This window comes from Kordia sp. E (genome assembly GCF_056033805.1).
Genome location: NZ_JBRASR010000002.1, coordinates 352,030 through 365,502 on the forward strand (window position 1 = coordinate 352,030; position 13,473 = coordinate 365,502).

General features: G+C 32.0%; 14 protein-coding genes. 7 read left to right on the forward strand and 7 right to left on the reverse strand.

The annotated features are described in order from the left end of the window. Positions 1 to 31 precede the first annotated feature (31 nt). The 3 genes from ACUUYC_RS04480 (at position 32) to ACUUYC_RS04490 (ending at position 2,008) form a co-directional block, all read left to right on the forward strand. On the forward strand, positions 32 to 433 hold the full coding sequence (locus ACUUYC_RS04480) for a hypothetical protein (protein ID WP_474264259.1): 402 nt from the start codon (positions 32 to 34) through the stop codon (positions 431 to 433). Between the two features lie 610 nt (positions 434 to 1,043). Beyond that, positions 1,044 to 1,256, forward strand: coding sequence for a hypothetical protein (locus ACUUYC_RS04485; protein WP_474264261.1), 213 nt, complete (start codon positions 1,044 to 1,046; stop codon positions 1,254 to 1,256). Between the two features lie 56 nt (positions 1,257 to 1,312). Next, complete coding sequence (locus tag ACUUYC_RS04490; RefSeq protein WP_474264263.1) at positions 1,313 to 2,008, forward strand: hypothetical protein; 696 nt, start codon at positions 1,313 to 1,315, stop codon at positions 2,006 to 2,008. A gap of 13 nt (positions 2,009 to 2,021) precedes the next feature. Here the strand turns inward: ACUUYC_RS04490 and ACUUYC_RS04495 are convergent, their stop codons facing one another. The 4 genes from ACUUYC_RS04495 to ACUUYC_RS04510 all read right to left on the reverse strand — a co-directional run bounded on the left by ACUUYC_RS04495 (position 2,022) and on the right by ACUUYC_RS04510 (position 5,122). Further along, positions 2,022 to 2,357: a 2Fe-2S iron-sulfur cluster-binding family protein gene (locus tag ACUUYC_RS04495; RefSeq protein ID WP_474264265.1), complete on the reverse strand. Its 336-nt coding sequence runs from the start codon at positions 2,355 to 2,357 to the stop codon at positions 2,022 to 2,024. Positions 2,358 to 2,611: 254 nt separating this feature from the next. Further along, entirely contained in the window at positions 2,612 to 3,667 is a 1,056-nt protein-coding gene (locus ACUUYC_RS04500; protein WP_474264267.1) for an NAD(P)/FAD-dependent oxidoreductase, read from the reverse strand. Positions 3,668 to 3,733: 66 nt separating this feature from the next. Next, positions 3,734 to 3,976 carry a NifU family protein gene (locus tag ACUUYC_RS04505; protein ID WP_474264269.1) on the reverse strand — a complete coding sequence of 81 codons (243 nt, stop codon included), beginning with the start codon at positions 3,974 to 3,976 and terminating at the stop codon, positions 3,734 to 3,736. Positions 3,977 to 3,994: 18 nt separating this feature from the next. Continuing rightward, positions 3,995 to 5,122 carry an Mrp/NBP35 family ATP-binding protein gene (locus ACUUYC_RS04510; RefSeq protein WP_474264271.1) on the reverse strand — a complete coding sequence of 376 codons (1,128 nt, stop codon included), beginning with the start codon at positions 5,120 to 5,122 and terminating at the stop codon, positions 3,995 to 3,997. A gap of 247 nt (positions 5,123 to 5,369) precedes the next feature. On the opposite strand from ACUUYC_RS04510, the gene ACUUYC_RS04515 reads away from it, so the two are divergent. The 4 genes from ACUUYC_RS04515 (at position 5,370) to ACUUYC_RS04530 (ending at position 11,721) form a co-directional block, all read left to right on the forward strand. After that, positions 5,370 to 9,110: a DUF7619 domain-containing protein gene (locus ACUUYC_RS04515; RefSeq protein ID WP_474264273.1), complete on the forward strand. Its 3,741-nt coding sequence runs from the start codon at positions 5,370 to 5,372 to the stop codon at positions 9,108 to 9,110. A gap of 207 nt (positions 9,111 to 9,317) precedes the next feature. Then, positions 9,318 to 11,063 carry a helix-turn-helix domain-containing protein gene (locus ACUUYC_RS04520; RefSeq protein ID WP_474264275.1) on the forward strand — a complete coding sequence of 582 codons (1,746 nt, stop codon included), beginning with the start codon at positions 9,318 to 9,320 and terminating at the stop codon, positions 11,061 to 11,063. A gap of 92 nt (positions 11,064 to 11,155) precedes the next feature. Continuing rightward, positions 11,156 to 11,416, forward strand: coding sequence for a TIGR04149 family rSAM-modified RiPP (locus ACUUYC_RS04525; protein ID WP_474264277.1), 261 nt, complete (start codon positions 11,156 to 11,158; stop codon positions 11,414 to 11,416). Between the two features lie 53 nt (positions 11,417 to 11,469). Continuing rightward, entirely contained in the window at positions 11,470 to 11,721 is a 252-nt protein-coding gene (locus ACUUYC_RS04530) for a hypothetical protein (protein WP_474264279.1), read from the forward strand. Positions 11,722 to 11,793: 72 nt separating this feature from the next. Here the strand turns inward: ACUUYC_RS04530 and ACUUYC_RS04535 are convergent, their stop codons facing one another. From ACUUYC_RS04535 to trmB, 3 genes are read right to left on the reverse strand one after another with little or no spacing between them, the layout of a single operon-like run. Beyond that, entirely contained in the window at positions 11,794 to 12,126 is a 333-nt protein-coding gene (locus ACUUYC_RS04535) for an MGMT family protein (RefSeq protein WP_474264281.1), read from the reverse strand. A gap of 10 nt (positions 12,127 to 12,136) precedes the next feature. Then, the gene (locus ACUUYC_RS04540) at positions 12,137 to 12,769 is read right to left on the reverse strand and encodes a lysine transporter LysE (protein WP_474264283.1); all 633 of its coding nucleotides are present in this window, start codon (positions 12,767 to 12,769) and stop codon (positions 12,137 to 12,139) included. Further along, positions 12,769 to 13,443, reverse strand: coding sequence for a tRNA (guanosine(46)-N7)-methyltransferase TrmB (trmB, locus tag ACUUYC_RS04545; protein ID WP_474264285.1), 675 nt, complete (start codon positions 13,441 to 13,443; stop codon positions 12,769 to 12,771). The genes ACUUYC_RS04540 and trmB overlap by 1 nt, the downstream gene beginning before the upstream one ends. Positions 13,444 to 13,473: the final 30 nt, after the last annotated feature.

Below are 13,473 nucleotides of genomic sequence, written 5' to 3' on the forward strand. Positions count from 1 at the left end.
TTGCATCTTACAAATAAGAAAAAATAATATCATGAAAAAATATCTCTTCTTATTTTTAGCAAGTATCACTTTTATAAGCTGTTCAAATGATGATGATGTTACCAATATTTCAACAAGTGAAAGAATTATTGGAGTTTGGAATTGGGATCAATCTACAGGTGGAATTAATGGCGCAACACACACGCCTGAATCTACAGAAAGCATACAAAGATTAGAATTTACTGCAAGTGTGATGAAAAGATACTATAACGATGTACAATTATCTGACAATAGTTACACAGTTGAAACTAGCACGTCTTATCTTTTTGATGAAGAGTTAGAAATGATTATTGAAGAAAATAATCGTAGTTTTATTATTCGATTCGAAAACAATAAAATGATTCTAATAGGTGATTGCAACGATTGTTATACTTCAGAGTATTCTAAGTTGTAGGTTTAAAAGAAATACTTTGATATTTAAAATTTAGCGTTTTACATTTTAATTTCGGATTCCGAAGTACTTCTCGATTGATCCTGAATCAAGTTCTGGACACTCGAAGAGACGTTTTGAGAATCGTAAAATGAATTTGAAATCACAAGCGTCATTTCGAGTGATTTTTGAAGCAAAGCGGAAAAAATTGTATCGAGAAATACTTTTATCTTTTTTGTAACGATCATTTTTTCTTGATAAAAAACGAACCAAAAAATCAAGACTGTGTATAGGAAATTGCTGCGCACCATTCATGTTTGAAGCTACATGCTTAAAGCTACGCTTTGCAATTCCGGTTCACATTCATTATTTCTGAACACAGACAAAAACAAGTTTCAAACTACCCGTTTTTTGTCAATTGTAATGATTAGTTTATTTTGTTGCTTGATAGCAAATCATGTTTTATATATTAAAAACTGTAATCAATACTTCATTTTTCATGAAAATCCAAAACTAATCCAAATCATTTTACACACTGACTATCAATGTGTTCGCTATCCCGAACACCTGTAAAAATTAGAATCTCGATATTTATATATCGAAAAATAGATACTTATTTACAGTTTACTGAAACATGCTAGCAAACGAAAAATTCACACTTACGGAAGCACAAAAAGAACTATTAACATTACTAGATTCACATGAAATTCATGATTATTTTGATGCTTTAAAAAAAGTACATTATTTAGGAACGTATTGCGTACAAAAAGATATGGTAGAGTTGGAAGCTTCTGCGTATGTTCATAATTTGTTGGATGTTGTTCAGAAATTGACGTTGGAGAAGTGATTTAAATTATAAGTTTTTTCTTTCTTTTATTGTTGGTTTTGAATAAAAATCTAACTTTGAAGATAAAAGAATTTATAATGATCTATTATTCACCTCAATCTTTATCAAATCAACTAGATTGGCATATAAAAAGAGAACCAGTATTCAGAATATTTGATGATATTAGATGGATGGAGAACTTCTTTAAAAATGGAGAAATTATGCTAAGTTGTTTTAACAACTTTAGAAATTATGAAGATGAGATGCAAGGCGATAAAAATGAAGGAAATGCGACTGTCGGTGGGACTGATGAAAAAGGGAATGTAAAAGCTGTAGTATATGAATCAGGCTTAAACGCTTATATTATGTCAACAACAACAGAGTTAACAGAAAAAGTTAAATCTGATTTCAAAGGTAAGTGTGCAATTAGAATTAATAATCCTACACTTTTTGGATTAGAGTTATCAAAAAAATTACCCTTTGTTAATAATGGTCTCGAAGGGCATTGTAATTATGTGAAATCAAGAGTTCACTTTATGGACAACGAAATCAAGGCAAATAAAATGTTTCAAAACTTAGATTTTCATAATGATCCTAATTCAAAAAAAATATTTATGAATATTACTGGTGGAATGGAACTTTTTTTAAAACTTAATAAGTATAAACATCAAAAAGAATATCGACTGGTTTGGTTTTCAAAATCAAATATAAATGAATCAATTGTCGTAAAATGTCCAGAGGTGATTGAATTATGTGAAAAAGTATATTTCTAAAGTTAAAACAAATCTAACTCTCCGGCGCTAACTCCACTTCCAAACCGTCCATTTCTGGTGTCATTTGAATTTGGCAACCTAAACGGCTATTATCTTCTACGTGAAACGCTTCTGCAAGCATCATGTCTTCATCAACGCTCATTTCTGGTAATTCATGCTCAGATTTCACATAACATTGACAAGAAGCACACATGGCCATTCCGCCACAAATACCAATAGTTCCTTCAGGCGCTAATTCGTACGAACGTACAATTTCCATAAGGTTCATTGCCATGTCTGTTGGCGCTTGTACTTCGTGTACAACGCCTTCTCTGTCTGTTATTTTTATGTTGATGTCTACTTGTGACATGATATTTTATTTTACTTTAATGTAAATGTATAACTATTAATTTTCATTTTCTTTGTTTGCCCAAAGAAAACGAAACAAAAGAAAAGGCATTTTTCTGGCAGGTATTTTTAGTTTTCTCGCTGGAAAACTAAAACCGAAAATGTTTTGCTAAATTTTTTCCAAGGCTTCAAAAATTCTTAACGCAAAACCTTTTCTACACTTCAGAAAAAGGATAAGCTATCGAGAAACTATTTTCTTTGATTGAAAATTTAACTCTAGTTGATTGCTTTCACTACTGCTTTTGGTGCTTCTTTTCGTGTTCCGTCAAAACCATCAACTCCACTAACTGTTGTGTATTTCATAACATATTTTTTGTCTGGAAATATACGTTGATATGCACTTTGACACATTAATGTAGCTTCGTGAAATCCGCAAAGAATCAATTTTAACTTTCCTGGGTATGTATTTACATCTCCAATTGCATAGATACCAGGAATGTTGGTTTGATAGTCTAATGTATTATCAACCTTGATTGCGTTTTTCTCTATTTCTAATCCCCAATCTCCAATTGGACCAAGTTTTGGCGCCAATCCGAATAGTGGAATAAAATGATCTGTTTCTAAGGTAAATGACTCTTCACCTTTTTTAGCAACCTCAACTCCTGTTACATGTTCTTCTCCATAAATTCCTTTTATTTCTGCAGGTGTAATTAGGTTGATTTTTCCAATATTCTTCAATTCTTGTACTTTTTCAACAGAATCTAACGCACCACGAAATTCATTTCTTCTGTGAACCAACGTTACTTCCGAAGCAACATCTGCTAAAAAGATACTCCAATCTAAGGCAGAATCTCCGCCACCAGCAATGACAACTTTTTTGTCTCTATAGATTTCTGGATCGCGAATAATATATTCTACACCTTTGTCTTCGTAGTTTGCTAAATCTTGAATAGGTGGTTTTCGTGGTTCAAAACTCCCCAATCCGCCAGCAATGGCAACAATTGGTGCATGATGTTTTGTCCCTTTATTTGTAGTAACGATGAAAGTTCCATCGTCTAATTTTTCAATGGTTTGTGCACGTTCACCTAATGTAAAAGAAGGTTCAAACGGCTCAATTTGCTTCATTAAATTGTCTACCAAATCACCTGCTAATACTTCAGGATATCCTGGAATATCGTAGATAGGTTTTTTTGGATATATTTCAGAGCATTGTCCACCTGGTTGTGGCAATGCGTCTATTAAGTGACATTTTAATTTTAATAATCCTGCTTCAAAAACTGTAAATAGTCCAGTAGGACCAGCTCCAATAATGAGTATATCGGTTTTAATCATTTTTCTTTAATATAATCTGATATAAAAATAATGTGCACGTATGTGTCTTTTTATGACATTTGTCAGTTACTCAACATTGATTACTTTTTCAATTTGAGGCACATGTTTTTTGATGGTCATTTCAACACCTGACTTTAGTGTCATTTGATTCACACTACATCCGACGCAAGCTCCTTCTAACTGAACTTTCACCAACGTATTATCATTTTCAATGCCAACAAGTTTTATATCGCCGCCATCACTTTGAAGAAAAGGACGAATTTCATCCAATGCTTTCTGTACGTTATTTTTTATTTCTTCGCTTGTCATCTGCGTGTTTTTTATGTATTATTTTTTTACTGCTGAACATCCAGCCATTGTTGTTATCTTGATAACTTCCGTTGCTGGTAAACTTTCATTTCTATTTACAACTTCTTGTACAACATTTCGTGTCAACTCTTCAAAAGCAGCTTCTATTAATGTTGCTGTTTGCATTGCTGCAGGTCTTCCGACATCACCAGCTTCACGAATACTTTGTATTAATGGAATTTCTCCTAAAAATGGTACATCAATATCTTTTGCTAAGTTCTTAGCACCTTCTTTTCCAAAGATGTAATATTTGTTATCTGGCAACTCTTCAGGAGTAAAATACGCCATATTTTCTATAATTCCCAATACAGGAACGTTTATACTTTCTTGTTGGAACATTGCAACTCCTTTTTTAGCATCAGCTAAGGCAACATTTTGTGGTGTGCTTACCACAACAGCTCCTGTTAATGGTAACGATTGCATAATGCTTAAGTGAATGTCTCCTGTTCCAGGAGGAAGATCTAGTAATAAGAAATCTAATTCGCCCCAAGCGGCATCAAAAATCATTTGATTTAATGCTTTGCTCGCCATTGGTCCACGCCAAACAACTGCTTGATTTGGTTTTGTAAAGAATCCAATAGAGAGAATTTTTACGCCATAGCTTTCTACAGGTTTCATTTTAGAAACATTGTCAACTTTTACAGCTAATGGTTTTTCTCCTTCTACATCAAACATTATTGGCATTGAAGGTCCATAAATATCAGCATCTAATACACCTACATTGAAGCCCATTTTTGCTAAGGTAACTGCAATATTTGCCGTTACTGTAGATTTCCCTACACCACCTTTTCCAGAAGCTACTGCAACAATATTTTTAATATTTGGCAATTGCTTTCCTTTTATTTGTGGCTTTTCAGGCGCTTCTACTTTGATATTTACTTTTACTTTCGCATCAGCATATACTTTTTCGCGCAGTACAGAAGTGATATCCGATTCTACTTTTTTTCGAGCTTGCATAGCTGGATTTGTAATGACAATATCTACTACAATTTCATCTGCAAATGTCATGATGTTTCTAACTGCTCCACTAGCAATCATATTTGCACCTTCACCAGGAACGGTAATAGTACTCAAAGCTGCTTGTATATCTTTCTTTTCTATTTTCACGTAGTTTTATTTTTATCAATAATATAAATTGATTCTAAATTGCAAATATACTGCGAAATGTTAAGAATTAGAAGCTGTTGTATTGAAATGATTGATGGTGCAATACAATCTTACTATGATTGATTTTCACAACAGCTATGTCTTAAATTTCCTTGTGTTTTGTCGAAAATTAAATAAATTCTTTTCATTTCTTTTTTTAATTACTTTACTTCGTGTTTTCCCCCAGTAATTTAATCTCGACCTACAAATGAAGAACTTTTACCTACTTTGTACATTTTTGTTATGTGCATACATTTCGCATTCACAAATTGCAAATATTGGAGATTCAAGACTTAAAGCTGCTATTTTAAACACTGGTATTGATGTTAACAATGATGGTGAAATTCAACTTTCCGAAGCAAGTACGCTTACAAGCTTAAACGCAAATTTTATCTCTGCCAGAACTTTTCAAGGTATTGAACATTTTATAAACCTAACAAATTTAAATATTGGTTCTTCAACACATGGAACTGATGCTGAAAATATAGATTTGAGAACACTAACAAATTTACAAGACCTTTCCTTGTCAAATTTTTCTGGAGAAATAAACCTTTCTGGCTTAGCAAATTTAAAAACTATAGAAGCAAGTCTTCAAAATCCTAATAAATTTGATATAACTGGACTCCTTAGTTTGGAAAAGTTTAGTCATTGGTCTGGTGCTTCAAATAGCCCTAACTATTATGTAAACCATTTAGTTAATTTAAAAGAACTAGACTTAGATGGACGAAGTTTAACATGGCTAGATGTAGGAAATTTGACCCAACTGGAAGATTTACTTTGCTATGAAAATCAGCTTACAGAGTTAGACCTTTCAAATTTAACAAACCTAACAAGACTTTCCTGCGGTCAAAACCAACTTACCTCTTTGGATATTAGCCATAATAACATTTCTTCGCATATAGGTTATAGTGGCAATCCTCTTACTTCCATAAACATAAAAGATGGAAATACAAATAATTTTACGCTTGTAAGCACGATTGAATCTATTTGTTGTGATGCTAATGAACTAGAAAATCTTCAAAATTTAGCTTCTAATGCAGGATATACTGGAATAACCTTTGATACAGATTGCCCACCAACACCAGTAACTATCTACTATACAATTCAAGGAAAAAATACATTAGATACAAATCTTGATGGTTGCGATGCTGGCGATGGTTTTTTACCTGAAGTTGAATATACCGTTTCAAACGGTAGCGATGAAGTGAAAATTTACACAGATAAATTCGGAAATTATGAATTTATCGGAAAAGCAGGCACGTATACGATTACACCAACCATTCCAAATACAAATTATTATTCAATTTCTACAGCAAGTGTTACGGTAAACCTTCCAGCAGATGGAACTACAGTTGTGCATGATTTTTGTATAACGCCAAATGGTGCACCAATAGTAACAAGCCTTTCTCCAGAATTAAGAAATGATATTATTGCACGAAATAATATCGACACCAATAACGATGGTGAAATACAAATTACTGAAGCTGAAAGCGTGACGAGTTTGACTATAAAAAGCCCAATTATTAAAGGGTTGGATAATTTTATAAACTTGGAAACATTAAGTTGTGGTCCTATTATAGACAGTTCAAACTCTTATAACTCAACTTATGTCCTCTACTTAGATGTAAACCCTTTAGTCAATTTGAAAGAATTACACGTCTCAGGAAACAGATTAGGAACGCTAGATGTGAGTCAAAATACACTCCTAGAAGAATTAAATTGTTCCGGAAATTTACTAAACACGCTGATACTGTCTAACAATCCTAACTTAAAACGCCTTAACTGTGGAAATCTTGGAGTTTCAAATGATCCAATCAGTACTAATTTAAATCGAAATACATTCAAAACATTAGACTTAAGTAATAATCCATTGTTAGAATATGTAAATTGTTCTTATGCCGCGATGGATGCGCTTGTTCTTGGAAGTAATACTAACCTAAAAGAACTACACTGTGCAAATAGTAATTTAACATCACTCGATGTAACACAACTTCCTAATTTAGAGGAGTTAAATTGCGGAATATACTTTCGTTATTCTAATTATCCTATATACACATCTAATCAATCACCAAATCAGATTACAAGTTTAGATCTTTCTCAAAATCCAAATCTTTGGTATTTGAATTGTAATGGAAACCTATTAAGTTCACTTGATACTGCTGCGCAAGGAACAAGCTTATCTATTTTATACTGTGATGATAACCCATTAAACACCATCGATGTATCGCAAAATACATCCTTACAGTTTTTAAGATGTAACAATACCGGAATTGATACATTTGATGCAAGTTCAGTTCCCAATTTAAGACGATTGAGTTGTGCTGATAATGCGCTAACGACTATTGATATTTCTCAGAACCCTAATTTAACGTATTTAGATTGTCATGATAATCAAATAACACAGTTATTTGTGAAAAATGGAAACACCTTTTTCTCTACCACTTTATATGGTGAAACTTTTAATGAATTTAAATATTACGGAAATCCTCTTGAATATATTTGTGCAGATGAGTTTGAAATTCACGAAATGCCATCTAGTCCTAGTATCGCCGTAAACACGTATTGTTCTTTTACGCCTGGCGGAAGCTACAACACTATTGAGGGAACTGTTCGTTTTGATGCGAATGGAAATGGTTGTGATACAAATGATAGTCCATACCAATACTTAAATTTGAATATTACAGACAGTAGTAACGAAACAGAAACTATTACTTCTTTGAACGATGGTTCGTATGCTTTTCATGTTTCTGATGATGATGTATACACCATAACGCCTGTTTTAGAAAGTCCAAGCTATTTTACAGTGACTCCAGCAAGTATTACTGTAGATTTTCCAACAGATACCAGTCCGTTTATACAAGATTTTTGCATTACTCCAAATGGAACTCATAATGATCTTGATATTATATTAATTCCGTTAAATATTGCCAGACCAGGTTTTGACAGCAATTATAAATTGATTTATAAAAACAAAGGAAACACAACTTTATCAGGCGCTATAAATTTAGTATTTGAAGACGATTTCATGGATTTAGTCACTTCAAATCCGGCAGTTGCGACGCAAGCAGTAAATTCATTGCAATGGAATTATACCAACTTAGCTCCTTTTGAATCACGTGAAATTATAGTTACGATGAATTTAAATCCGCCAACAGATCCATCATTTCCTTTAAATGCGGATGATGTATTAGCATTTGAAACAACAATTACACCTGTTGTTGCTGATGAAACAATGGATGACAATACATTCACGCTTTCACAGCTTGTTGTAAATTCTTTTGATCCAAACGACAAAAATTGCTTGCAAGGAACTGAAGTTACTATAGATTTGGTTGGAAAGTATATAGATTATATGATTCGTTTTGAAAACACAGGAACGGCAAACGCAATTAATGTTGTGGTAAAAGATATTATCAATACAGCTATGTTTGATGTAAGTTCTATAGTTGTTACGAACGCTAGTCATGAAGTAGCTACAAGAATTAAGAATACAAATACGGTTGAATTCATTTTTGAGAGTATCAATCTGCCTTTTGATGACGCTACAAATGATGGTTTTATTACATTTAAAATTAAAACATTGCCAACATTAGTCATTGATGACACCTTTGAAAATAAAGCAGAAATTTATTTCGATTACAATTTTCCAATTGAAACAAATACCGCTATTACACTCATTGAAGATACATTGAGCGAAACTGACATTGAGTATGCTAATTTTGAAATGTATCCAAATCCTGTTGAAAATGTATTAGTCATTAAAACGGAAGAAATGGTTGAAACTGTAAAAATCTATGATATTTCTGGAAGACTAATTCAACAGACTTCATACGCAAACACTCAAAACACTATTGAGATTGCAACCGAGAAACTAACCTCAGGAACGTATTTTGTAAAAGTTAATACAGCATCTGGCGCTACTTTAGTCAAAAAAATTGTAAAAAATTAATAACTACCAACTCCCACTATTGATTTAATTTTCAAGAATTTAGATATTTTCTTGAAGAAAATTTAAAAATGTTAATTTTTTTAACACAAAAGTAATCTAAGGCATATATTTTGATGCGAAATAGTTACGATTCTTATTTTAACATTCTATGTAATTATATATAATGTTAAAATATAGTATATTTCGTCTCGTTATTTTAATATGCATATGAAAAAACCTTTACGATTTCCCCTAACGTTAGTCTTGCTATTATTTTGTACTATTTCTTTTGCGCAATTAAAGGACTTTTCTACAATTCCTGATTCTTTAAAAGTAAAGTCGAGTGGTGAGTTACATAAAATTATAAAGTCACAAATTATTGACTCAACGCTATATATACCATCTGTTGTATATGTAAATACCCTTTTAGAAAGAGCTGAGCGTCAAAATAGTTTAATGGACATCGTACGAGCAAATAATTACTTCTCTCATATATCAAAATCCATTGGAGATTATAAAGGTTCTATTGAATATATAGATACTGCAATTGAAATTGCGGAACAACAAAATTTTAAAGATTTTATTCTTTCAATATTATATAGAAATAAAGGAAATGCTCATTTTTTACTTAATGAATATGATGAAGCTTTAAAGTTCTATTTTAAAGATTACGACATCGTTAAAGAGCAAGGGAATTATGAAGTTGAACTTTCTGTAATTTATAATATTGCTTTAGTGAAGCTAGATTCGGGTGATAAAAAAGATGCGAAAAAAATAATACTTTCTAATCTTAAAGCATATGATTCTTTACAAAAATTAGGTCTTGGAGATTATAAAAAAGCTAAAGCTGAAACGCTTAATGGATTAGGAAGAACATATACTGATTTCCGAAAATATGACTCAGCGCATATAATATATGATGAATCATATGAACTTTCCAAAGATAAGTATCTAGTACAAGCTGCATATACACTAGCAGGGATAGGAAATGTATATTCACTGGAAAAAAAGTTTGAAGAAGCACTTCCCTACTTAGAATCTTCAACAAAGCTTTCGGATTCATTGCATCTTAAAGATTTGATCCCATATATTTATTTACACAAAGGAAGAACCTACTATGGTTTAAAAAAGTATTCCAAAGCGATTTCATATTTAAATAAAATAGATTCTCTAGTAAACGCAAATGAATTTAAATCTTATGAAATTCAAGAATATTATGCATTGCTAGCAAATGCTTACGATCAATTAGGCAATGATGAAAAATCTAAAGAAAACTTTAAAAAATTTATTGCAGTAGATACTAAAAATGATGATGAAAAAATTGACATTGTTAGTACTATTTATGAAGATTTCAATTTAAAGAATCTAAAAACAAAGATTGAAAAATTATCTCAAGAATCAGATGATCAGAAACAAATGCTAAGTAGTACAAAAGTCATCATCTTTTTTTTAATATTGATTATTTTGTTTCTTTTTGGATTTTTTCGATATAAAGCACGTCAAAATCAAAAACGATTTGAAGCTTTACTCAACAAACCTACAGGTGTTAAGAAATTAAAAACCGTTGCAAAAGCAAAAAAGATTGATCGTAAAAAATTAATTCCTGAAGAAAAAGCACAAGAGTTATTACAAAAACTTCAAAAACTGGAGAAACAAGAGGTCTTCTTAGATCAAAATTGCACCATTGCTTGGCTTGCTAAAAAGATGGGCACGAATGCTTCATATGCGTCTATCATAATTAACGATTTTAGACAGAAAAAGTTTCCTGAATATCTTTCAGAATTACGAATTGATTATGCTACTGAACGTTTAAAAGAAGATTCTAAGTTTCGTTTATATACGATAAAATCCATTGCCAAAGATGTAGGGTATAAATCGTCTGAAGCCTTCTCAAAATCATTTAAAAAGATCAATGGAATTTACCCTTCATACTTTATTAAAAAACTGAATCAACAAGCCCAAAATGCGGCGTAAATTCATGAATATCGACTCACTTTGCTTGCGTAAAACCTACAAAGACTATATGTTTGCTCCAGAATAATTCCCTTAATTAAAACAAATATTTTATGAAAAAAATGAAAAAGTTAAACCTAAACAAGATGCGTATTGTTTCATTAAGAAACTTACAAATAGTTAAAGGCGGAGTAACAGCTATTGATTGTCCAGGCACAAACACTTGTCAAGATCCATCTACATCATTTGATCCAGACAATTGTCACTCAACTGGACGAACTAATCCTTTTGAAGGAGGAACATTTTCTGTTGATCCACTAGCTACAAATACTTGCAGTGCTGTTATAACAGAATGTGAATTAGGAGACATGTAAAACCCATATATTTACTACAGAATAAATCCCTTAATTAAAACAAATATTGTATTATGAAAAAAATGAAAAAATTAAACCTAAACAAGATACGTGTTGTATCATTGAGAAACTTACAAACAGTTAACGGTGGAGGAGGTACACACACTTGTCCAGACCCAACTGAAACAATTGAAGGAGACACTTGTCTCTCAACTGGAAGAACTAATCCTTTTGAAGGAGGAACATTTTCTGTTGATCCAGTAGGTTCAAATGCATGTGATACTGTTAGTCTTGTTGTAACAGAATGTGAACTTACAGATGTTTAAAAAATAATTGTTATTCTTTAAATTTGAGAATCCCTTGGAAGCTTTTAAGTAAGTTTTTGAGGGATTTCTTTTTTATAACTCTTTAGCAGGATCCCAAAAGTAAGTATCCATGTTTTGAATTTGATTATCAATAACCTCAACACCTTCACTTTCTAATAGTTGTTGCATTAAGTTTGTTCCTTGAAAATGATGCTTCCCTGTCAATAATCCTTTTTTATTTACCACACGATGCGCATGTACATCTTCATGCTTCCCAGAACTATTCATTGCCCAACCAACCATGCGCGCACTTCTTGCTGCGCCCAAATATTTTGCAATAGCTCCATAACTTGTAACACGTCCGTATGGAATTAATCGTGCAACATCATATACACGTTCAAAGAAGTTTTGATTTTCAGGTTTCATCTATTGCTTTTTATGATTTAAAAAAGATACGAATGAGCGTTATAATGACCAAAACGAGCATTAAAATACTTAAAATATAATCTGAATGTTTTGAAAATTTTCCTGAACTCGATTGTGATTTGTCAAAGTAAAAAACATACATATATAACATAGCAAATGTTCCTAAACCTGCCGCTAATACAAACACAGCAATGTAAGCAACGGTAAACTCCATTAAGCCTGAAACATTCCATAAAGCATTTAACCCGGCGAAGTATGGAATTGGCAATACATTTAATGTAGCCAAAAAGATTCCTTTGAAAAAGCTGCTTTTTTTACTCACTTTTACCATTCGGATCGTCTTTTCTTTTTTCTTTTTTGCGATAATGAAAAAATAAATTCCAAGCAATCCAAAAATAACCAACGCTACTTTGAGTAGCGTATCTATAACTTCTCTATTTTTATAAAGGTATTTTGAGATTAACACCGCTATAAACGCTTGAAGAAGTACAATTACAGCCGCTCCAACAGAAAAGATAATACCATTCATTTTCCCTTTTTGCGTGCTTATTTTCGCCGCAGTAATATTAATCAACCCTGGCGGCACAACACCCAAAAGTGCAGCCGAAAAAGTGATAAAAAAGAGAATAATGAAATCAGTCATTACTTAATTTTGAAGTGAATATAAGTAATAGGTTTGTTTACTTCCAAATATTGTAACTCATAAAATGTTTGAACTTCGGTCACTTCTTCAGGACTTCCTTCATTTTTATACACATCATGATTTGCATATAATACCTCGTGTCCTGCACCATGTAAGAGTCCAAGTGTATATCCATGCATAAATTCGCTATCTGTTTTTAAATGTACAGTACCTTCTGCATTTAATACTTTTTTATACCTAGCCAAAAACGATTCGTTTGTCATTCTATGCTTGGTACGCTTGTATTTTATTTGTGGATCAGGAAAAGTAATCCAAATTTCAGAAACTTCATTTTCAGCAAATAAACCTTCTAGTAGTTCTATTTGTGTTCTAATAAAACCAACATTGTTCATTTCGTCTTCAACTGCAGTTTTAGCGCCACGCCAAAATCGTGCTCCTTTGATGTCAATTCCAACAAAGTTTTTTTCTGGAAACTTTTTAGCTAATGCAACCGTGTATTCTCCTTTTCCACAACCTAATTCTAATACAATTGGCGCATCATTTTTGAAAAAATCTGTATTCCATTTTCCTTTAAATGGAAATTCGTTTGCTACAATTTCTTCACGCGTAGGCTGAATTACATTTGAAAATGTATCGTTTTCTCTAAAGCGTTTGAGTTTGTTTTTACTTCCCACAATGTTTTCTTAATATTTTGACAAAACTAA